Annotated in this window: 22 protein-coding genes; 5 read left to right on the top strand and 17 right to left on the bottom strand. The window is 54.5% G+C overall.

What is annotated here, in order from left to right:
• The first annotated feature begins 85 nt into the window (after nucleotides 1-85).
• The 4 genes from QV747_RS05600 (at nucleotide 86) to QV747_RS05615 (ending at nucleotide 3,313) form a co-directional block, all read left to right on the top strand.
• The gene (locus tag QV747_RS05600) at nucleotides 86-523 is read left to right on the top strand and encodes a thioesterase family protein (RefSeq protein WP_028450708.1); all 438 of its coding nucleotides are present in this window, start codon (nucleotides 86-88) and stop codon (nucleotides 521-523) included.
• Nucleotides 520-933: a TerB family tellurite resistance protein gene (locus QV747_RS05605; protein WP_028450709.1), complete on the top strand. Its 414-nt coding sequence runs from the start codon at nucleotides 520-522 to the stop codon at nucleotides 931-933. Before QV747_RS05600 ends, QV747_RS05605 begins: the two co-directional genes overlap by 4 nt.
• A gap of 62 nt (nucleotides 934-995) precedes the next feature.
• Nucleotides 996-2,789, top strand: coding sequence for a methyl-accepting chemotaxis protein (locus QV747_RS05610; RefSeq protein ID WP_273430261.1), 1,794 nt, complete (start codon nucleotides 996-998; stop codon nucleotides 2,787-2,789).
• Nucleotides 2,786-3,313: a DNA-deoxyinosine glycosylase gene (locus QV747_RS05615; RefSeq protein WP_273430264.1), complete on the top strand. Its 528-nt coding sequence runs from the start codon at nucleotides 2,786-2,788 to the stop codon at nucleotides 3,311-3,313. Before QV747_RS05610 ends, QV747_RS05615 begins: the two co-directional genes overlap by 4 nt.
• A 3-nt stretch (nucleotides 3,314-3,316) precedes the next feature.
• On the opposite strand, the gene QV747_RS05620 is transcribed toward QV747_RS05615, so the two are convergent.
• Nucleotides 3,317-5,002 (bottom strand): AarF/ABC1/UbiB kinase family protein, encoded by a 1,686-nt coding sequence (locus tag QV747_RS05620; RefSeq protein ID WP_273430266.1) that lies wholly within the window; start codon nucleotides 5,000-5,002, stop codon nucleotides 3,317-3,319.
• An 82-nt stretch (nucleotides 5,003-5,084) separates the two neighbouring features.
• Here QV747_RS05620 and QV747_RS05625 point away from each other — a divergent pair, with 82 nt between their 5' ends.
• Nucleotides 5,085-6,005, top strand: a complete 921-nt coding sequence (locus QV747_RS05625) for a C40 family peptidase (protein ID WP_273430268.1) — start codon at nucleotides 5,085-5,087, stop codon at nucleotides 6,003-6,005.
• 165 nt (nucleotides 6,006-6,170) lie between these two features.
• Here the strand turns inward: QV747_RS05625 and QV747_RS05630 are convergent, their stop codons facing one another.
• From QV747_RS05630 to ndk, 16 genes are all read right to left on the bottom strand, one after another.
• Nucleotides 6,171-7,466 (bottom strand): adenylosuccinate synthase, encoded by a 1,296-nt coding sequence (locus QV747_RS05630; protein ID WP_028450712.1) that lies wholly within the window; start codon nucleotides 7,464-7,466, stop codon nucleotides 6,171-6,173.
• A gap of 124 nt (nucleotides 7,467-7,590) precedes the next feature.
• Nucleotides 7,591-8,733: an ATP phosphoribosyltransferase regulatory subunit gene (locus QV747_RS05635; protein WP_273430269.1), complete on the bottom strand. Its 1,143-nt coding sequence runs from the start codon at nucleotides 8,731-8,733 to the stop codon at nucleotides 7,591-7,593.
• An 83-nt stretch (nucleotides 8,734-8,816) separates the two neighbouring features.
• Nucleotides 8,817-9,002: a DUF2065 domain-containing protein gene (locus tag QV747_RS05640; protein ID WP_028450714.1), complete on the bottom strand. Its 186-nt coding sequence runs from the start codon at nucleotides 9,000-9,002 to the stop codon at nucleotides 8,817-8,819.
• A complete protein-coding gene (gene hflC / locus QV747_RS05645) occupies nucleotides 8,999-9,877 on the bottom strand; it encodes a protease modulator HflC (RefSeq protein WP_028450715.1) in 879 nt (292 codons plus the stop codon). Before hflC ends, QV747_RS05640 begins: the two co-directional genes overlap by 4 nt.
• A gap of 9 nt (nucleotides 9,878-9,886) precedes the next feature.
• The gene (gene hflK / locus QV747_RS05650; RefSeq protein WP_273430272.1) at nucleotides 9,887-11,086 is read right to left on the bottom strand and encodes an FtsH protease activity modulator HflK; all 1,200 of its coding nucleotides are present in this window, start codon (nucleotides 11,084-11,086) and stop codon (nucleotides 9,887-9,889) included.
• Nucleotides 11,087-12,190, bottom strand: a complete 1,104-nt coding sequence (hflX, locus tag QV747_RS05655; protein ID WP_273430274.1) for a GTPase HflX — start codon at nucleotides 12,188-12,190, stop codon at nucleotides 11,087-11,089.
• Between the two features lie 124 nt (nucleotides 12,191-12,314).
• Nucleotides 12,315-12,566, bottom strand: a complete 252-nt coding sequence (gene hfq / locus QV747_RS05660) for an RNA chaperone Hfq (RefSeq protein ID WP_028450718.1) — start codon at nucleotides 12,564-12,566, stop codon at nucleotides 12,315-12,317.
• A 100-nt stretch (nucleotides 12,567-12,666) separates the two neighbouring features.
• Nucleotides 12,667-14,019 (bottom strand): ribosome biogenesis GTPase Der, encoded by a 1,353-nt coding sequence (der, locus tag QV747_RS05665; RefSeq protein ID WP_051259087.1) that lies wholly within the window; start codon nucleotides 14,017-14,019, stop codon nucleotides 12,667-12,669.
• Nucleotides 14,020-14,028: 9 nt separating this feature from the next.
• Nucleotides 14,029-15,159: an outer membrane protein assembly factor BamB gene (bamB, locus tag QV747_RS05670; RefSeq protein ID WP_273430277.1), complete on the bottom strand. Its 1,131-nt coding sequence runs from the start codon at nucleotides 15,157-15,159 to the stop codon at nucleotides 14,029-14,031.
• Between the two features lies 1 nt (nucleotide 15,160).
• Entirely contained in the window at nucleotides 15,161-15,790 is a 630-nt protein-coding gene (locus QV747_RS05675; protein ID WP_028450719.1) for a tetratricopeptide repeat protein, read from the bottom strand.
• An 11-nt stretch (nucleotides 15,791-15,801) separates the two neighbouring features.
• Nucleotides 15,802-17,073: a histidine--tRNA ligase gene (gene hisS / locus QV747_RS05680; protein WP_273430278.1), complete on the bottom strand. Its 1,272-nt coding sequence runs from the start codon at nucleotides 17,071-17,073 to the stop codon at nucleotides 15,802-15,804.
• 55 nt (nucleotides 17,074-17,128) lie between these two features.
• Complete coding sequence (gene ispG, locus QV747_RS05685) at nucleotides 17,129-18,403, bottom strand: flavodoxin-dependent (E)-4-hydroxy-3-methylbut-2-enyl-diphosphate synthase (protein WP_273430279.1); 1,275 nt, start codon at nucleotides 18,401-18,403, stop codon at nucleotides 17,129-17,131.
• A gap of 6 nt (nucleotides 18,404-18,409) precedes the next feature.
• Nucleotides 18,410-19,288 (bottom strand): helix-turn-helix domain-containing protein, encoded by an 879-nt coding sequence (locus QV747_RS05690; protein WP_273430280.1) that lies wholly within the window; start codon nucleotides 19,286-19,288, stop codon nucleotides 18,410-18,412.
• The gene (locus tag QV747_RS05695; protein WP_273430281.1) at nucleotides 19,281-19,982 is read right to left on the bottom strand and encodes a tetratricopeptide repeat protein; all 702 of its coding nucleotides are present in this window, start codon (nucleotides 19,980-19,982) and stop codon (nucleotides 19,281-19,283) included. Before QV747_RS05695 ends, QV747_RS05690 begins: the two co-directional genes overlap by 8 nt.
• 50 nt (nucleotides 19,983-20,032) lie before the next feature.
• The gene (rlmN, locus tag QV747_RS05700; protein ID WP_273430282.1) at nucleotides 20,033-21,175 is read right to left on the bottom strand and encodes a 23S rRNA (adenine(2503)-C(2))-methyltransferase RlmN; all 1,143 of its coding nucleotides are present in this window, start codon (nucleotides 21,173-21,175) and stop codon (nucleotides 20,033-20,035) included.
• A gap of 24 nt (nucleotides 21,176-21,199) precedes the next feature.
• Nucleotides 21,200-21,628, bottom strand: a complete 429-nt coding sequence (ndk, locus tag QV747_RS05705) for a nucleoside-diphosphate kinase (protein ID WP_028450725.1) — start codon at nucleotides 21,626-21,628, stop codon at nucleotides 21,200-21,202.
• Between the last annotated feature and the right edge of the window lie 21 nt (nucleotides 21,629-21,649).

A 21,649-nucleotide genomic window follows, 5' to 3' on the forward strand; every position in this document is an offset into this window, starting at 1 on the left:
ATGGGAAATGCCGGTATTGCCAGCCGTTTTCGCCTGCGCATACACTGCAACACCAGATACTTTAGAAAGTACTTATTTTTCCCCGATGGCGCGATTTGAACTAAGCTTACCCACATGCGATTTGTTTTTCACCGAGCTGACAATTCGTATTCGCGACATCAATTACGGTGGGCATCTGAGCAACGACGCATTACTGGCGTTATTGCACGAAGCCAGACTGCAATGGCTCAAGCAATTGGGTTTTGCCGATGAGCTGGATGTAGGTGGCAAGGGCTTAATCATGACCGATGTCGCCATTTGTTTTCGCCAGGAAGTATTTCACGGGCAATCGCTGCAAATTGCCCTAGGTTGCGCCGAAGTTGGGCGCGCCAGCTTTGATCTTTATTACGATGTAACCCAAGAAGGCCGCCCGATTGCCCAGGCTAGAACCGGCATGGCTGCCTTTGATTATCAGCGCAGAAAAATAAGTAGTTTACCAACGCCACTGCGCACGGCACTGGAACCACGAGGGATAACACCATGAAAAAATACGCAATCAATAGCCCAGAAGCGATGGCCCGCATTCTGGTATTGCAAATGATCTGTGACGGCAATTTCGATCCGGAAGAAATCGATGAGCTGGAACATCTGCATGTGTATGACGTACTGGGCATTTCACGCAAAGGCTTTATTCAGGTGCTGCAGGATTACTGTAACGACATCGGCGATGAAGCCGATGAAAACGGCACCGTGCATCTGGTTGATAAAGAGCGCATTGATGAGCTGCTCGACACCGTCACCGAGCCGAAAAAACGCCTACAACTGGCGGCGCTATCACTTGATTTAGCCAAATCAGACGAAGAAATCAACGATGCCGAGCTGGCGGTATTTAGCCGCATGCTGAAAAAATGGCATCTTTCTCTGGATGACTTGCAGCTGGCCTTTGATCACTAAAGCCCTTGCATTAGTAGCAACACGCCTTACAAATAAAAATATAAAAACAGGAATCCACTCTCATGGCCTGGATTGCGGACTTTCATCGGGCGTTCGAGAAGAATTTCATCCCGACACTGGCACGAAAATTTGCCTTCATTGCCCTGTTGGGCTGTTTTCCCCTGCTGATTTTAATCCTGCTATACAGCGCGCGCAGCGAACTTGCTACCGCGCTGTCCGCCTTACCCGCGGCCCAGCAGCAAAGCGTACTGCAGGTCGTGGATTCGCTGATTACTTATGGCTGGCTCGCACTGATGGGTGCGGCTCTCCTGTGCGTGATCGAGATTACGTATTTTCATTTCTGGATCACCAAACCGGTGCGTCTGATCGAGGCCGTATTTGCCGACGCGGCCAATCATGATGGCGACCTATCACAGAATATTCCATCGCCCTACACCGACGAAATCAGCCAGCTAGCCAACACCTGCAATCGTTTTCTGGGCAAACAGCGCGAAATCATCGCCACTGTCCAGAATATGACCATCAGCATGGCACTGGAAGCCGCCAAATCACAAAAACACATCCGGGATTCGGCGCTGGCCACCGAGCAGCAAGACAAACTAGCCCAACGTATTGTTGAAGCCAGCGCCAGCACCACCGCCGGCATTAGCCACGTCACCGAACAAACCGGCGAAATTGCCCACACCACGGCCACTAATTTAGAACTGGCGCACGCCTCATTTTCAGAATTACAAGACGTCGTGCAGCGCATTAGCGCGATTAACAGCAAGATCGGCAATTTTAACCAAACCGTAGATGGCCTGAATAAGCGCTCGGCCAGCATCAAGACCATTGTCGACCTGATCAAGGAAATCGCCGGTCAAACCAATTTACTGGCACTGAATGCCGCAATCGAAGCCGCACGCGCTGGCGAGCAAGGGCGTGGCTTTGCGGTGGTGGCCGATGAAGTACGCAAGCTGGCCGAAAAAGTAGGTGTGGCTACCGATGAGATTTCGCACGACATCGACAATATGCTGGCTCAGGTTTCCGAAACCCTAGAAGAAACTCACCTAATTACTGCCGACGCCAATCGCACCCGCGAAGTCGTGGAAAAAGCCTCCGCCCAATTTGCCAGTATGGTGCACGACTTTGAAAACACCTCGCAGGCCCTGGGCGGGATTGCCGCCACCCTAGAGGAATTCAGCACGGCTAATCACTTGGTCAATACCAATGTCAGCGAAATTCACCAGCTCACCTTGATGGTGAACGAAAAAATGCAGCACTCGGCGGTGTCTTCACAAGATGTGGCCAAAGCCTCGGAAAACGTACAAAGCATGGTGGGTCGCTTTGTGATTGGGCAAGGCGCGCTCGATAGCGCTATCCGCTTATGCCTGCGCTACCGCGACCGCGTGGCCGAGAAAATTACCGCTTTGCAACAGCGCGGGATTGATGTTTTTGATCAGCGCTATCAGCCCGTGGCCGACACCAAGCCACCAAAATACACCACGAGCTACAGCCAGTATTTCGTGAATGAAATTCAACCGATTTATGATGATTTAGTGCGCACGGCAACGGGGGGTAAGTTTGCCTTAGCCGTCGATAACCGCGGCTATGGCCCCACCCACAATAGCTGGTATTCCAAACCACTCAGTGGTGATCCGGCCCAAGATCTGGTTAACAGCCGCGATCGCCGCATTTTCAACGACCCGGCGGGCCTGCGCGCCGCGCAGAATACCGAACGCTTCTTGTTGCAAACCTATGTGCGGGACACCGGCGAAACCATGACCGAGCTGGATGTACCCATCTTTATTGGTGGCCGGCATTGGGGCAATTTACGCCTCGGCTTTGATGGCGCAGCGCTCCTACAGCAATCGTGAGCAGTAAAAGCAGTTTTGCGCCGATCTGGCGGGCCGATGCCCGTATTCTGATCTTGGGCAGCCTGCCGGGCGATGCTTCGCTGGCGGCAGGTGAATACTACGCCCACCCGCGCAATGCCTTCTGGCCGATCATGAGCGCCCTTTTGGGCCAGCCCTTGCACGAACAACCCTTCCCGGCCCGTTACGCCGCCCTGCAAGCCGCAGGGATTGCGCTGTGGGATGTGGTCGCACAAGCCCAGCGCCGCGGCAGCCTCGATAGCGCATTGCGAGAAATTAACCCCAACCCGCTGGCCGAATTGATCGCCCAGCTGCCGCAGTTGCAACTGGTGGTATTTAACGGGCAAGCCGCAGCCAAGCACGGCCAAAGATACATCCCGATGTATCTCGCTAGCAGCGTTGCGCCATCAAGCAGCCCAGCCTATACCCTGCCACTAGCAGCCAAACTAGCGCAGTGGCAGGCCCTGATTGCGCCGCTCAAGAATCATGCAACACCCGCACCAAAGGGGCACAGCAGTGAGTGCTAAAGCCTAGCTTTCACTCTTGCTGGAAATCCAGATCGCAAACATCAGCCAGATGGCATTAATCAGTGCGAGCACAAAGCCCAGGAAACCCAGCAGCGGCATACCGAAAATCGTCGGCCCCACTTTGATGGTCATGGCGATGGATGAGCCAATAATCAGCGCGCCGGTCACAATGCCCATGGTGAGCCGATTGGCACTTTTGGCCAACTGACTACCAAAGTTATCCAGCCGTTTTAAATCCAGATCGATGCGCAGATTGCCCCGCCGCGCCTGTTTGATCAGCTTGCCAATATCGCGCGGCAGGCCCGAGACAATTGAAAACGCTTCAAATAGATTCTCTTTGCCCCGTTTAAACAGCGTTTTCGGGTTATAGCGCGCCATAATCACTTCGCGCACAAACGGGGTGAGATGCGGCACCATCTGAAATTGCGGATCGAGCTGGCGGCCCAAGCCTTCCAGCGTGATCAGCGCCTTAAACAGCAGCGTGAGATCCGATGGGAGCGTAATCTCATGCTCGCGCATAATCATCGCCACATCATTCAAGAGATGGCCAAACTGAATGTCTTTAAGCGAAAGATTTTCGTAGTTGAACATAAAGTCGGCAATATCGGCCGCCAGCTTGTCTTCATCCACCACCGTGTCGCCGGTCCATTCCAGCAGTACATTCAAAATGCCATGCTCATCGCGCTGGGCGAGCGCAGCCAATAGATCAACAATGTGATCGCGGCGTGGGTGCGGTAGTCGCCCCACCATGCCAAAATCCAGAAAGGCGATCCGGCTATCGGGCAGATATTTCACATTGCCGGGGTGTGGGTCGGCGTGAAAATAACCATCAATCAATACCATTTTCAAGACCGCATCGGCCCCGCGCGCGGCCAATAATTTCCGATCCAGACCAGCGGCATCGACACCGGCCAGATCATTGCCCGACACGCCGGCAATGTACTCCTGGACAATCAGCCGCTCGGAAGTCCATTCCCACCAGATTTTCGGGATCACGATTTCATCGTGGCCAGCAAAATTGGTGGTAAAGCGCTCTAAATGCCGCGCCTCAATCGAGAGATTGAGCTCGCGATGCAGTGATTTGGCAAATTCATCCACCATTCGCACCGGCTGATAGCGGCGTAAATCCGGAAACTCAAATACCGCCAGCGAGGCGATATGCCGCAAAATCCGCAAATCGGCATCGATTTTGGCAGTGATATTGGGGCGACGGATTTTAAGTACCACCTCGGTGCCATCGGCGAGGCGCGCACGATGCACCTGCGCGATCGAAGCCGAGCCGATGGGCTGTGGATCCAGCTCAATAAACAGGCTGTGTGGGTCTGCGCCCAGCGCGGCTTGCAGCTCGGGTAATAGCTCGGCAAACGGCAGTGGCGGCACATCACTTTGCAGCTTTTCAAACTCGGCAATCCACTCCGGCTCGAACATATCAACCCGCGTAGCTAGCACCTGCCCTAGCTTGATAAACGTTGGGCCAAGCTGCTCCAGCGCCTTGCGCACCCGCACGGCGGGGGCCAACTGCTCGATCTCATGATCGCCTGGCCAATGCAGCAAATCGCCAGCACGTTCAATGCCCTTTGCCAAGCCCAAACGCTGTACCAAATTACCCAAGCCATGCCGCATCAAAATCGCGATAATCTCGCGCACACGCGGTAAATCACGCATCACCGTGAACGTTTCTTTCAACATCGAGTCAGTCCCAAAGGGCAGCAGGCCGAAATTTGAATTTTAGGCTTTACAGCCGTTTTCCACACCCGTAAAGTTCTTGCCCATGAAATGGATCATCATTCTCGCTACAGTCTGCGCAGCCGCTAGCCCATGGGCGCTAGCCGACCAAGACATGCCACTGGGCGACAGCACGCCGCCGGTACTTAAAAACGCCGAATCCCTCAATCTGGACGATGCCGAACCTGGCAGCCCGGCCAACCCCAAACCTCGCAAAGCCAAATCCAGCAGTAATGTCATGCCCAAAGGCACGGATTACACCCCGGCCCAAGATTTGCTGCTATCCGCCATGAGCTTAATCGGGGTGAAATACACCTGGGGCGGCAATTCGCCCGAGTCTGGGCTTGATTGTTCGGGGTTTATCAAATACGTCTTTCAAAACTCAATGAACATCACCCTGCCCCGCACTGCGCTGGGCATGTCGCAAACCGGGCAAACCATCGATAAAGATGAGCTTAAACCGGGCGACTTGGTGTTCTTTAATACGCTGGGGCGTACGTTCTCGCATGTGGGGATTTATCTGGGCGACAATCGCTTTATTCATGCTCCGCGCAAAGGCCGCAATATCGAAGTAGCCAATATGAATCTGAGCTACTGGCAAACTCGCTTTAATGGCGCGCGCCGCATTGCAGATGGCGGCGGCAAAGGCCTGAATGTAAATGCCCTCTTTGCGGCGGCCCCCAACAGCGCCAGCAGCAAAGCGGCCACCAATGCCACCAGCAGTTCTGCCCGCAACGACGAAGCCCGCAGCAGCCAGCAGCGCTGCACCAAAATCACCACCGGCAAAGGCAAAAAACGCAAAACGGTGATGCAATGTTCGCCGCGCAGCAGCGCCGAACAGCCTAGCAATACACGCAAAGGCAAAGCCAGCGCCAGCCGCAATAAGGGCAACACCAAAGCGGTGAGCAAAGCCAACAAATCCAGCAGCAAGAAAGCGGCCACGAAAACCGCCAAGAAGAAAAAATAAGGGTATAGCCTGCCAAGCTAGGTATTTATTTGCTTGGCGGGCAATACCCCGACTAGAAAGCCAACGCTTTAAGTTTGATTGCTGCTTTTTTGCTTAATCCACTCGCCGACGCACTAGGCAATAAAAAACCCGCCAATTGGCGGGTTTTTTCTTAGCAAGGAGTGCTTAGCCGTTGTATGGGTGGCGCAGTACGATGGTTTCTTCGCGGTCTGGGCCGGTAGAAATGATATCGATAGGCGCTTCACAAACTTCAGCGATCCGTTGCAGGTATTTGCGGGCATTTTCTGGGAGGTCTTCCCACTTTTTCACGCCAAAGGTGCTGTCATTCCAGCCTGGCATTTCTTCGTAGATTGGCTCGCACAGAGCAATGTCATCCGCGCCGACAGGCAGAATGTCGGTCTCTACGCCGTTCACTTTGTAGCCCACGCACAGTTTGATGGTCTCGATACCGTCCATCACATCAAGCTTGGTGACACACAGACCGGATACACCGTTGATCTGGATTGAGCGTTTCAGTGCCGCAGCATCAAACCAGCCACAGCGGCGTGGACGACCCGTCACCGAGCCAAACTCATTACCGCGTTTTGCCAGACCGGCACCAATATCGCAGAACAGTTCGGTTGGGAATGGGCCCGAACCTACGCGTGTGGTGTAAGCCTTCACAATACCCAGTACATATTGCAGCATTTGTGGGGCAACGCCGGCGCCTGGTGCCGCTGCACCCGCCACACAGTTGCTTGAAGTCACAAATGGGTAAGTGCCGTGGTCGATGTCCAGCAAGGTGCCTTGCGCGCCTTCAAACAGCAGCGGTTTGCCGGCTTTGTTCAGGTCGTACAGTGTGCGAGATACGTCGGCCAGCATCGGTTTAATGCGCTCAGCATAGGCCAGCGCATCGTCGTATACTTTCTGGAATTCAACCGGCTCAGCTTTGAAGTAATTGACCAGCTGGAAGTTATACCATTCGAGGTTTTCCAGCAGCTTGGCCGAGAAACGCTCTGGGTGATACAGATCTTGCAGACGGATCGAACGACGCGCCACTTTGTCTTCGTAGGCTGGGCCGATACCACGTCCGGTGGTGCCGATTTTCTTGTCGCCTTTGGCGGCTTCGCGAGCCTGATCCAGCGCGATGTGGTATGGCAGAATCAGCGGACACGCTTCAGAAATGCGCAGGCGGCTAGCCACATCGATCCCGGCCGCATTCAGCTCGTCGATTTCTTTGAGCAGCGCTTCTGGTGAAATCACAACACCGTTACCGATAAAGCAAGCTTTACCTGCGTGCAAAATGCCCGATGGAATCAGACGCAGAACAGTTTTTTTGCCGCCAACGACCAGGGTGTGGCCGGCGTTGTGACCGCCTTGAAAGCGAACCACGCCTTGAGCGTGATCGGTCAGCCAGTCAACAATCTTGCCCTTACCCTCGTCACCCCACTGGGTACCGATAACGACTACATTTCTGCTCATTCCCAAACCTCGATGCATAAAACACAAAATAATTTGGCAACATTACAGCGGTAACGTTGCGACGGAACTTTAACGTCAAAACGCTGTTTGAGCCAGCGTTTTTTTTGTAAAAACGGCTTATTTTTTACAGGCTTAGCACTTGCCAAACACCCTCTTTTTGCTGCAGGGTGCGGTCGACATCGACCTCGGTGCTCAGCACACCCAAGTCAACAATCACGATCTCGCCGGCTTCCCGCAGTTGGCGAATCTTCGCCAGCAAAGCCGGGTCTTCCCCTTGTGGGGCCAAGATCCCGGGGCGCCGTGCCGGGAATGGCAGACGGGTTAAACCACGCAAATCGATACTAAAACCGGTCGCAGGGCGCGAACGGCCAAATTTCTCGCCCACGCTGTCATAGCGGCCACCGCGCGCTACGGCATTGGTAAAGCCTTTAGCATAGGCATTAAACACCAGCCCGGTGTGATAGTAGCTACCAGGCAATTCGGCCAGATCAAAACGCACCGCCAAACCGCGCGCAGCCAGCGCCGCGTACAGCTGCTGCAACGTCGCCAAAGCCGCCTGAATGTCCGGCAGCGCTGGCAACTGGGCCGCAGCTTGAGTCAGCGCACTGCTATCGCCATAGCAATTGGGCAGCGCCAGCAGGCCGGCGCGTAAATCAGCCGGCAGATTCGCCGCCAACTCGGTCAGCGTAGGTTGGTCTTTTTGTTGCAGAGCATTAAAAGCCGCCTGACGAATTTCGCCTTGCCAACCGGCCGCATCGGCCAGCGCGTTAAAGAGGCCAATGTGGCCCACTTCCAGCGTGAGATCGCTCACCCCTGCCTCTTGCAGACTGGCAAACATCAGCTCGATTACTTCCACATCGGCGGCGATATCCGCACAGCCATACAATTCGGCACCGATCTGGCGCGGCTGGCGGGTAGAAAGCAGGCCATCCGGGCGAGTACACACGACCGAGCCGGCATAGCACAGGCGCGCCACGCCTTCGCGATTGAGGATATGCGAGTCGATCCGCGCCACCTGCGGGGTGATGTCAGCACGCAAACCCATTTGCCGTCCGCTTAGCTCGTCCACCAGCTTGAAGGTCTTCAGATCCAGCGCGGCATCGTGCTGGGTGAGCAACGATTCCACATATTCCACCAGCGGCGGCTCAACCTGCTCATAGCCGTACAGCGCAAACTGATCGAGCAGGCGGCGACGCATGCTTTCGATCTGGCGCGCTTCGCTAGGCAGGACATCGGAGATATATTCGGGGAGGATCCAATTACGCATTGTCTATACAAACCAAATGCCCACCCGGGGTATACCCCGGTGTGGGCGTCATTTAGATGATTGACGGCAATACCCCCGAGGGGTTATTTGGCCGCCAGCGAAATCAACAAACCTGCTATCAGCGAACAGAAACCGATCAGGCGTATCTGTCCGTCAGTAAGCTCAGCCATCCGGCGCAAGGTAGCACGCCAAACATGCGGCAGGGTAAAGGGCATGATGCCTTCAAACACCAGCATCAACCCCAAGCCAAGCCAGAGCGTTTCACTCATTTGGCGCCGCCAGCGCGCGGATTCTTCATGTATTTGAAGAAGTCGGCACTAGGGTCAACCACCAGCACATCGCTCTTCTTGGCAAAACTTTGCTTGTAAGCGTCAAGGCTCTTATAGAAGGCGTAGAACTCTGGGTTTTTGCCATACGCTTCGGCATAAATACCGGCGGCTTTGGCATCGCCCTCACCTTTCATTTGCTGCGCCTGATTATACGCTGCTGCCAGAATCACTTCGCGCTGTTTATCCGCATCGGCTTTGATTTTCTCGGCCGCGGCGCTACCTTCGGCGCGCAATTGGCTGGCCACCGCTTTACGCTCGGACTGCATGCGCTCGTATACCGAGTTGAGCGTGCTGTCTTCCAGCTCAACGCGTTTGATGCGTACATCCAGTACCCGCACCCCGATGCGCGCTGCATCGGCATCCGCTACTTTGCGCACGTAATCCATCACTTCATCACGCTGACCCGAGATCACGTCTTGAACCGTGCGCTTACCGAATTCATCGCGCAGCATGTTGTTCACGGTATTGCGCAGACGATCAACACCTTTCCGCTGATCCACCCCGACCGCTTTGTAGTATTTCTCGACATCCACGATCTGGTATTTGATAAAGCTATCGGCTTTCACGTTCATCTTTTCGATGGTTTGAATCCGCGCCGGGCTCTCTTCATCGATGGTCTGAATCCGTTTATCAAAGTAGCGCACATCTTGCAGCAACGGCACTTTGAAATGGAAACCTGGATCTTTAATCACCCGAACCGCTTCCGAGAACTGGAAGACGATCGCATATTGGCGCTGATCTACAGTAAAAAACGTCGTTGAGAAAATGAACAACGCGACAAATAAAGCTCCGATTACCGGCATAATTTTGTTCATGATCACTCCTTAGCGGCCGTCACGGTCGCCGCGCTGCTTAGCAGGGGCGGTTTCTGCGGCGGGAACGGGGGCGACAGGATCAGCCGCTTTCGCCGCTGGCGCTACTTCGCCACCATTGCTGTTTGCATTCATCTGCATCAGCTTATCCAGCGGCAGATACAAGAGATTGCCGCTACCTTTTTGATCCACCAGCACCTTGGTGGTGTTCTGGTACATGGTCTGCATGGCATCGAGATACATCCGATCGCGCGTCACTTGCGGTGCTTTGGCATATTCGGCGGCAATCTGGCGGAAGCGTGAGGCATCACCCTCGGCGCGGGATACCACTTGCTCGCGATAACCCAGCGCCTCTTCTTTCAAGCGCGCAGCCATACCGCTGGCTTTAGGCACCACATCGTTGGCATAGGCCGTACCTTCATTGATCAAGCGAGCCCGATCTTGCCGTGCTTTCACCGCATCGCTAAAAGCCGCCTGAACTTGCTCAGGTGGCTGCACATCAGAAATATTCACCCGAGAAATCGAAATGCCGGTGCCATATTTGGTCAGCAGATCTTGGATGATTTCTTTGGTGTCTTCACCAATCTTGCCGCGGCCTTCATTGAGCACATAGTCGACTTTATTTTTACCGACCACTTCGCGAATCGCTGTTTCAGCCGCCTGTTTCACCACATCACGGCCATCGCCATCTTTGAAGCGGTTGTTAAACAGAAAATCGCGGGCAGAATTGAGGTTGTATTGCACCTCCAGCTGCACTTCAATGATGTTCTGGTCGCCGGTGAGCATGGTGCTTTCATCATTGCCCGCCCCTTCGGCACGAACACCGACCTCTAGGCTGCGCAGCTCAGTCACATTCACAATCTGGCGCTGCTCAATTGGATAGGGCATATGCCATTTCAAACCGGCACTTTCAACGGTTTGGACATATTTACCAAAACGGGTGATGACCGCGTTTTCCCGCTCATCTACCACATACACACCCGAACCCAGCCACAGCGCCAGTAAGGCGCCGCCCACCAAGATCAAGCCGGCTGAGCCACCTTTGCTAGGCTGGCTACCGTAAGGCGCTTGACCATTGGCGTTACCGTTACCTTTGCCACCCAGCAGGCGATTTACCTTATCGCTCAAGGAGCGCAGGATTTCTTCCACTCCAGGTGGCCCGCCATTATTCCCAGGACGGCCACCACCCCATTGCGGATCGTTTTGACTCATTTATTCTTCCTTTTCTGACTGGCTCATGGCTTCAATCAAGGCAGTACGCAGCAAATCAAGCCCCTGCCCTTGCATGGCGCTTAATTTGACCGATTGAATTTTATCATACTCATCCCGCCCCAATTCAGGCGGCAGTGCTTTCAGGTCAATCTTGTTGAAGACCATGATTTGTGGAATATGTTCCGCACCGATTTCGGCCAGCACTTTATTCACTTCGCTAATTTGTAATTCACGCATTGGATGATTGATATCCACCACGTGCAGTAGCAAATCCGCATTGATGGTTTCTTCCAGCGTAGCGCGAAATGCCGCCACGAGCGTGTGCGGCAATTGGCGAATAAACCCGACCGTATCCGACAAAACCACCGAATGTTCATTATCCAAAAAGAGCTTGCGGCTAGTGGTATCTAGCGTAGCAAATAACTGATCGGCCGCATAAATTTTGGCTTTGGTCAGCGCATTAAATAAAGTGGATTTTCCAGCATTGGTATACCCGACAATCGAAACCGTAAATTGCCGATTGCGCTCGCGTGATTTGCGTTGAGTCGTCCGCTGTTTTTGCACGGTAGCTAATTGATCTTTCAGGCGTTTTACGCGCACTCCGATCAAACGGCGGTCAGTTTCCAACTGGGTTTCACCCGGCCCGCGCAAACCAACACCGCCCTTTTGCCGCTCTAAGTGCGTCCAACCACGGATCAAACGGGTTTGGATATGCGCCAACTGCGCCAGCTCAACCTGCAGCTTGCCCTCGGCGGTACGCGCACGCTGGGCAAAAATATCCAGAATCAAGGTCGTGCGATCAAGCACCCGCGCTTGCACCTTTTTTTCCAGATTCCGCTCTTGGGCTGGCGAGAGCTGATGATTAAAGATCACCAGCGAGGCCTGATACTGCGCCACGGCCAAGGCAATTTCATCGGCCTTGCCTGAGCCCGCAAAATAGGCCGGGTCCGGCCGCTGGCGTTTACCTTCGATAATATGCAGCGGCGTCACGCCCGCTGATTTGACCAACTCTACAAATTCATCGACACCATCTCGGTAATCTGCTTCGCCAAAATCCAAGCAGACCAAAATGGCTTCATCGCCGCCTTGGTGGCGTTCAAACATGCAAACCTCTGTTTTTCTTTACCCGCTAGGCTTTGAGCATGGGGCCAATTACATAAATTACAAGCAGAAAAAACCCCGAAAGAACGAATCTTTCGGGGCTGGACACGCAGCAAACTGCCCGCAATTAGTTTTCAGTTGCAGCAGCGGCTGGGTTGTCGTGCGGCACAGTCACTGAACGTGATGGCACCACAGTTGAAATGGCATGCTTGTACACCATCTGGGTCACGGTATTGCGCAGCAATACCACATACTGGTCAAACGATTCGATCTGCCCTTGCAGTTTAATGCCGTTCACCAGGTAGATTGAGACAGGTACGTGTTCTTTGCGCAAGATGTTCAGAAATGGATCTTGCAGCATTTGCCCCTTAGCACTCATTGTTATTCTCCGGCTTGTTATTTAGTTATCCGTGTATACGGCTTGAGTCAAAACATCTTACGCTTATAGTACATGAATCAACAGCTTACAATCAGCAATTTTATTTATTGCCGCGGCGATTCAACTTCGGCGGTTCTTTTCCTTCAAACGGATTGCCCGTTTTCTTGAATTGAACGCGCAGTGGCGTGCCTTGTAGCTTGAACATCTTCATGAAGAAGCCTTCCAGATAACGCCAGTATGACGCAGGAACGGCCTCCAATGCATTGCCGTGGATCACAACCACCGGTGGATTTGAGCCACCTTGGTGGGCATAACGCATTTTGGGGCGAATCTTGCCGGCCAATGGCGGCTGCTGACGTTCCATCGCCAACTGCAGCGCACGTGTCAGCTTCGGCGTTGGAATTTTCACCATCGCGGCATCATAGGCCTGATGGATCGAACCAAAAATATCCGCGACACCTTTGCCATGCAATGCAGAGATATAGTGGAATTTGGCAAAATCCAGGAAGGAGAGTTTCCGGGCGATTTCACGCTTAATGGTATTGCGCTGATTTTCATCCGCGGCTTCCCATTTATTGATCGCCACCACCATGGCTTTGCCGGCTTCCAATACAAAACCGGCGATCTTGGCATCCTGATCCGAGACATCCTGCGTGGCATCCAGCACCAAAATCACCACGTTACAGTCTTCAATCGCCTGCATGGTTTTAATGACCGAGAATTTCTCGATCATGTCGGTCACTTTGCCGCGCCGGCGCACCCCGGCAGTATCCACCACCGTATAGTTTTGGCCATTGCGCTCAAAATCAATAAACACCGAATCACGCGTAGTGCCAGGTGCATCAAAAGCAATCACGCGCTCTTCACCCAAAATGGTGTTAACCAGCGTTGATTTGCCGACGTTCGGACGACCCACGATAGCAAAAGTCGGATGCGTGCGCTCTTCTTCGTCTTCTGGCTCAGGGAAACCGGCCAGAATATCATTCACCAGATCGCGTACACCTTCGCCGTGCGAGGCTGAAATCGCCACCGGCTCACCAAGGCCCAACTCGTGAAACTCGGCGGTCATCACCGCACGGTTCATGCCTTCGATTTTGTTCACCGCCACCCACACCGGGCGATCACCCTGACGCAGACGGTTGGCAATGATCTTGTCTTGCGGGGTGAGGCCATTGCGCCCATCCACGACAAAAACAATCGCATCGGCCTCATCCACGGCCTGCAGTGTTTGCTTGGCCATCTCGAACATGATGCCTTCGTCCACAACGGGCTCGAAGCCACCGGTATCGATCACCAGATACGGCTTATCGCCGACCTTGCCATGACCATAGTGACGATCACGAGTCAGGCCAGGCTGATCTGCCACCAGGGCATCACGGGTTTTGGTCAGGCGATTAAACAGCGTGGATTTGCCCACATTCGGGCGCCCCACGAGGGCAATGGTTGGTTTCATTCAATTCTCTTACTGAGCGCTGAGCAGATACAAGCTGCCCTTACGCGTTTGCACCAAGGCCTGCGAGCCCGCAGATTGAGGTGCGACAAAAATACGACTGCCATCGGTAGGCTGTTGGCCCACCAAACTGCCATCTTCCAAATTCATATAGTGCAAATAACCGTCGAGATCACCCACGACCAGCTGATTACCCAGCACGGCGGGGGCGCTCACAAAGCGATATTTCAGCGCATCTTGCTTCCATACCGAGCGGCCCGTGGTGCGCTCGAAGGCATTAATCTGCCCTTGGTCATCGGTGACATACACATGGCGCTCGTCAATGGCGAGGCCCGACCAGCTAGAAATCTCCCGCGACCATACCAGTGAGCCATTTTGGGTACTGATACACGCCACCCGGCCCTGATAGGCAACCGCACACACCAGATCGGCATGCACGACCGGCGGTGCTACGATGTCGGTGATGCGTTCAAGCTCACTCGCACCACGTGGCAGCGCAATCGGCGCTTCCCACAACACGCGGCCATCAGCGGCTGCCAGCGCAGTTAAACGCCCAGCGGCCTGCCCGACATAAACGATGCCATCTGCCACCACGGGTGCTGCATAGTTCCGCAGTTGCAACGCGGGCTGTTGCGGGCGCTGATACACCCATTGCAGTTCACCCTTAGCGGCCGACAGTGCGCTGAGCTTGCCATCTGCCGAGCGAACTAGCACCAGATTCTTGTTCACGATCGGCGAAGAAATCACTTCACTGCTAGTTTTGATCGTCCACACGGGCTTGCCATTGGCCAAATCCAGCGCGATCACATCGCCCTTAAGGCTACCCACCACGACCATGCCAGCGCCAATGCCAATCCCGCCTGCAACCGGTTGCTCCAGTTTCACCCGCCATTTGGCTTGACCAGTGGCACGATCCAGCAAAGCCACTTCATTCTTGCCGCCCACCACGGCCACCAGATCGGCCAAGAACGCAGGCTGGAAGCGGAAATCGGTATCGCTTCCTACTTCGCTGCGCCACACTTGCTTCGCCGTCGCAGCCTGACTGACCTTCGGTAGCGGCGATGGATCTGGCACATTACTTGGAGTAGAGCACGCAGCCAGCAGGCTCAGTGCACCGAGGGCAGCGATCCGCAAGCATTGCATCTTAGTTGGCTCCCAGCGTATCAAGTTTCACTTCCAGCAATTTCACATTGGGCGCGTCTTTTGGCAATTTCGCCAAAGCTTGACGGTATGCGTCTGCAGCGCCCGATTTATCTTGCTTAGCGAGCAATACATCGCCACGTACTTCAGCAAACAGACCCGAATAGCTCTCTTCTTCCGGCGCTTTCACCAAAGCCAGGGCTTCGTCGTATTTTTTATCGTCGAGCAAAACGCCCGCCAAACGCAATTTAGCCGAATCACGCAAAGTCACTTCTTTGGCATTGCTAATCACCCAGTTCAATTCATCGCGGGTTTTAGCCGGCTGGCCCTTCATATAAGCCAGTTTGGCGGCGGCCAGCGCGGCACGTGCGGCATAAGGCGTGCTGCCGAAATCGGTTTTCAAGGTGGTCAGCGTAGCGGTGAATTTGGCCTCATCCATTGCCTGCAGTTGCAGCTGGGCATAGAGTTCAGCGGCTTCGGCCGCACGGTGCTTTTGCCAGGTTTGCCAGCCTGACCAGCCAGCGTAGGCGAGCAGCGCCAACACAACCGCGGCGGCCAGCGCTTTACCCCAGCTGTGCCACCAGGCTTTCAGTTCGGCAATTTGTTCTTGTTCTTGTAAGTCAAAAGCAGCCATGTCGTCCTCGATTATTTAAGACTACGAATCGTATTAACCATCTGATCTTGCGCTACGGTGTGCTGCTCCCCCTGCTGCGCACCGGTCAAGACCTTGATATTCACTGTGCCAGCGGCCAATTCACCCTCGCCCACGATCACCGCCAATGCGGCACCGGACTGATCGGCTTTTTTGAATTGGGATTTAAAGCTGCCACCGCCAGCATGATATATCACATTCAGGCCATTGGCGCGCAATTGCCGCGCCGCGGCAAATGCCGCCCGCGCTGCCGCATCGCCTTGGCTAATCACGTATACATCGGGGCTTTGCGCTGGCGTAGCCACTTGCTGGGCTTCCAACAAGAGCATCAAGCGCTCAATCCCCATGGCAAAACCAACCGCCGGACAAGGCTTGCCGCCCAGTTGTTCCACCAGCGCATCATAGCGACCACCCGCCGCGACGGTACCCTGTGCGCCAAGCTCGGTGGTGACCCACTCGAACACGGTGCGGTTGTAGTAATCCAAGCCACGCACCAAGCGCGGATTTAGCCGATAGGCAATGCCTGCGTCATCCAGCAGCGCTTTCACCCCGGCAAAATGCGCTTTAGATTCTTCACCCAGATAGTCTTCCAGCTTGGGCGCCTGATTAGCCATTTCTTGCAAAGCAGGATTTTTGGTATCCAGCACACGCAGTGGATTGGTATACAGGCGGCGCTTGCCGTCTTCGTCCAAAACATCCACAAAGCCTTCCAAATACTTGATCAGCTCGGCACGGTGAGCCGCGCGCTCGTCGGAATTGCCCAGCGAATTGAGCTCCAGCGTCAGCCCGGTCAGGCCAAGGCGCTGCCACAGATCAGCCAACATGATAATCAGCTCGGCATCCAGATCAGGGGTGGCGAAACCAAACGCCTCTACGCCCAGCTGATTAAACTGGCGCAAGCGGCCTTTTTGCGGGCGCTCATGCCGGAACATCGGCCCGATGTACCACAGACGCTGGGTTTGGTTATACAGCAGGCCGTGTTCAATACATGCTCGCACGCAACCGGCGGTGCCTTCTGGGCGCAGGGTCAGCTTTTCACCATTCAGGCTGTCTTCAAAGGCGTACATTTCCTTTTCGACAATATCGGTATGCTCACCAACGCCACGCACAAAAAGATGAGTCGATTCCACAAGCGGCATGCGGATGTTTTGGTAGCCATAGGCGGCCAGCCAATCACGACAAACTTGTTCGAAATACTGCCAGCGTGGCGATTCTTGCGGCAGCACATCGTTCATGCCGCGGATACCCTGAATGGTTTGAGCCATTGTGCTTGTTAACCTGCTACTGAAATTAAAACAAAAGAATGGGTGTAAACGGGATTTAAACCGGCGTGAGCGGAATCACTTTTGGCGCATCGGTACGGCGCTTGCTGCCGTTTTCGCCATAGCGGGTCTGCACGTAGTTTTCGACAATCGCCTGAAACTCGGCCGCAACGTGATCACCTTTCAGGGTCACATCTTTTTGCCCGTCGATATACACCGGACAGACCGGCACTTCACCCGTACCGGGCAAACTAATGCCGATATCGGCGAGTTTTGACTCGCCCGGGCCGTTCACCACACAGCCCATCACCGCCACTTTCATGTCTTCTACGCCAGGATACTGCGCGCGCCAAACCGGCATTTGCTCACGCAGGAAATTCTGGATATCTTGCGCCAACTCTTGGAACACGGTTGACGTGGTACGGCCGCAGCCTGGGCAAGCGGTCACCAGTGGGGTAAAGCTACGCAGCCCCATGGTTTGCAGTAATTCTTGGGCCACCACGACTTCTTTGGTGCGATCGCCATTAGGCTCGGGGGTGAGCGAGATACGAATGGTATCGCCAATGCCTTCCTGCATCAGTACAGCCAAGGCGGCACTCGATGCCACGATGCCTTTTGAGCCCATGCCCGCTTCGGTCAGCCCCAAATGCAGCGGATAATCGCAGCGCGCACCCAGATCGCGATAGACGGCAATCAGATCTTGCACGTGCGAGACTTTGCACGACAACAAAATTTTATCGGGTGACAGGCCCCACTGAATCGCCTGATCGGCCGATTCCAGCGCCGACACAATCAGCGCCTCGCGCATCACAGCTTCGGCCGTCAGCGGCACCGCGCGTTTGGAATTTTCATCCATCATGCGGGCAGCGATGCTTTGATCCAGCGAACCCCAGTTCACGCCAATGCGCACCGGTTTGTTAAATTCGATGGCCCGCTCGATCATCAGCGCAAACTTTTCGTCCCGCTTGGCGCCCTTACCCACGTTACCAGGGTTAATCCGGTATTTAGCCAGCGCTTCGGCACACTCCGGGTAATCGCGCAGCAGGCGATCACCATTAAAGTGAAAATCCCCCACTAGCGGCACTTTGCAGCCCCAGTTTTCGAGCTTGGTCTTGATATTGGCCACCTGCGCGGCGGCCTCGGCGCTATTGACGGTAATCCGCACCACCTCGGAGCCCGCACGCCACAATTCAAAAATCTGGCGTGCAGTGGCTTCGGCATCGGCCGTATCGGTGTTGGTCATGGATTGCACCATGATCGGATGGTCACTACCTACCCACACATGACCAATCTGGACCTGACGGGTTTTACGACGCTGAATCGGGCTCGACATAAGGGCTTACTTCAATTCCATATTAACGACATCAGAACCTGGCTTCATAAATGGCGCCAGATCTACCGCCTGACCACGCAGGCTAAGACGAGTTTTTGGGGCATTGCCGACACGAATCGACAACGGTGGCTGCACCGCCACACGGCGCTCATAACCGGGGCGCACAATCTCGGACAAGACTTTATTGCCGCTCGCGTCCACCACCTGCACCCAGCTATCCGACTCGGTCACAATCACCAGCTCAGGGCCGCTCACAGCCACACTACTGGCCGCCGAGGCCACGCTACTGGCTTTGCTGGCCATCGCCACTACGGCAGAGGCCGCCGAAGCTGGCGTAGCAACGAGTTCAGGCATCACAGCCGAGGCTTCCGAAGCAACCGCTTCAACCGCACTAGCCGCCGACGCTTCGACCACTGCTGGCGTTGGGATCGTGGGCAAATCCAGCTCAGGCGAGCCGGGCTGCTGCAAATACCAATACACACCACCCACACCGATAAACACGCCCAACAGTGCCATGATGACCGTGGCCGAAGGGCCGCGGCTGGCAGTTTTGATCGTAACAGGCTGATCAACCTGGACGTTTACGCTGGAAACAGGCGTTTTAGCTACATCTGCAGGCAATACCCCGGCGAGGTATTGCAGCAATGGCTCGGAATCCAAGCCCAGCAAACGCGCGTAATTACGCACAAAGCCGCGAATAAACAGATTGCCGGGCAGATCGGTAAAGCGCTCTTCTTCCAGCGCCACAATCTGCCGCGCCGAGAGTTTCAGTTGCCTTGCGACATCTTCCACACTCCAGCCCCGCCCCTCCCGGGCGCTGCGAAGTTGCTGGCCTGCTGGCATCGCGCCAGATGAAGCCGGTATAGCTTGTTCTTGTTCAGTCATATTTACCGGTTAACAATTTGGTGGTTTCCACCGCATCGGGATACAGCTGCTGCAGCTGCTTGGCATAGCGGGTTTCGGCCTCTTTACTACCGATCGCCCGTTCAATCCGTACCCCTAACCACAATAACTCAGCCGGGGGTTGCGGAAAAATTCGCATCAAATCGACAAAATGGCGTTTTGCCTCGGGCAAATCTTGCTCTTCCAGCAGAAAACTTGCCAGTTGATATTTCACTTGCGGATTGCGGCTTTGTAATTGTGCCGCGCGCTGGAAATATTGTTTAGCCAATGCACGGTCACCTGCCTTCAGGCTGCAATTGGCTGCCGCCACCAAGGCTTGATCCTGATTCGGAAAAAACGGATTGGCCAACACCACATCGTAGCGAGCAAGCCCGGCGCGATGCTCGCCTTCCTCACACAAAAAATTGCCGTAGTTTTTATTAATATCGGGGTCTTTCGGCGCCGCACGCAGAGCTTGTTCGAAGTAACTACGGCTGGTGGCGTCTTCCTTCACCGCCCAGTACGACAAGGCCAAAATATTGAGCGCATACGGGAAGTTCTTCACCGATTCCAGCGCTTTTTTGCCCTCTTCAATTGCTATCGCATAGGCGCCGCGCTTGTAGTATTCGGTAGCCAGATTGGTTCGCGTCATCGCGCGCTGCTCGGCCGGCGTGGGCTCATCGTTAGCCCAAGCCATGGACGAACAAAGGACACACATCAACAGCAAGCAGTACTTCTTCATTTCAGTTAGCCTTGTTTATGCTGAAACAGAATCGGGCGTACTTCTTCAAACTTTTCTGCAAATTTGGCCTGACGGCGGGTTTTATCCATTACTTGGCCAGCAAGCTGGCCACAGGCGGCATCAATATCATCGCCGCGCGTTTTACGCACCGTCACGATGTAGCCAGCCTGCGTGAGAATATCACGGAACCGCTGAATTGCTTCACGACCCGAGCGATCATAGCCGGAATTCGGAAACGGATTAAACGGAATTAAATTGAATTTACACGAGGTCGAACGCGCCAGATCCGCCAGTTGGCGTGCATGCTCTGGCTGATCATTGACCCCGGCCAGCATCACATACTCGAAGGTCACAAAATCGCGCGGGGCTTTTTCCAGATAGCGATTACAGGCATCAAGTAGTTCTTTTAACGGGTATTTTTTATTCAGGGGCACGATCTGATCACGGATCGTGTCATTGGGCGCATGCAGGCTCACGGCCAGCGCCACGGGGCAATCATCACGCAGCCGATCCAGCTGCGGCACCATGCCGGAAGTCGATAAAGTCACGCGCCGGCGTGATAGGCCGTAAGCGTTGTCATCGAGCATCAGGCGTAACGCCGATACCACATTGTCGTAGTTAGCCAGCGGCTCACCCATGCCCATCATCACCACATTGGACACAATCCGTGAATCATCATTCACAGCCTGCCCCAGGCGCGCGGCATTGAGTGACAGGCGCTGATTAGCCCACCACAACTGACCGATAATTTCGGCCGTACTCAAATTACGATTAAAACCCTGGCGAGCGGTCGAACAGAAGGTACAGTCCAGCGCACAGCCCACCTGGCTTGAGACACACAAGGTGCCGCGATCATCCTCAGGGATAAACACGGTTTCCACCCCATTACCGGTGCCCACATCCAAGAGCCATTTATGCACGCCATCACTGGCCACCTGCTCGGCCATCAGCGAGGGCGGAGCCACACTGGCTTGCGCCGCGAGTTTTTGCCGGAATGCCTTGGCAATATCGCTCATCAGGTCGAAATCGGCCGTACCGCGTTGATGCACCCATTTGAGCAACTGTTTGGCCCGAAAGGGTTTCTCACCCATTTCGACCACCAGCTGCGCCAATTGGTCCGCATCATAATTCAGCAAATTTAACGACATGATGGTGTGCTCCGCGCGCGTCAATTACTTGGCGCTGTAAATTTCAGAAGCTGGGAAGAAGTAAGCGATTTCGATCGCTGCATTTTCCAGGCTGTCTGAGCCGTGAACGGCGTTGGCATCGATGCTGGCAGCGAAGTCAGCACGGATGGTGCCTGGCGCTGCGTCTTTCGGGTTAGTCGCGCCCATCAGTTCGCGGTTTTTCAGTACGGCGTTCTCGCCTTCCAGCACCTGGATCATGACCGGGCCAGAGATCATAAAGTTCACCAGATCATTGAAGAAAGGACGCTCTTTGTGTACTGCGTAGAAGCCTTCAGCTTCAGTGCGTGACAGTTGCTTGAGCTTGGCCGCAACGATTTTCAGGCCAGCAGTTTCAAAACGGTCGTAGATCTTACCGATTACGTTTTTACCTACTGCGTCCGGCTTGATGATAGAAATAGTACGTTCGATAGCCATTATTGATTTCTCCAGAGGGCT

It is taken from the genome of uncultured Chitinibacter sp., assembly GCF_945957625.1.
GTDB classification, from domain to species: domain Bacteria; phylum Pseudomonadota; class Gammaproteobacteria; order Burkholderiales; family Chitinibacteraceae; genus Chitinibacter; species Chitinibacter tainanensis.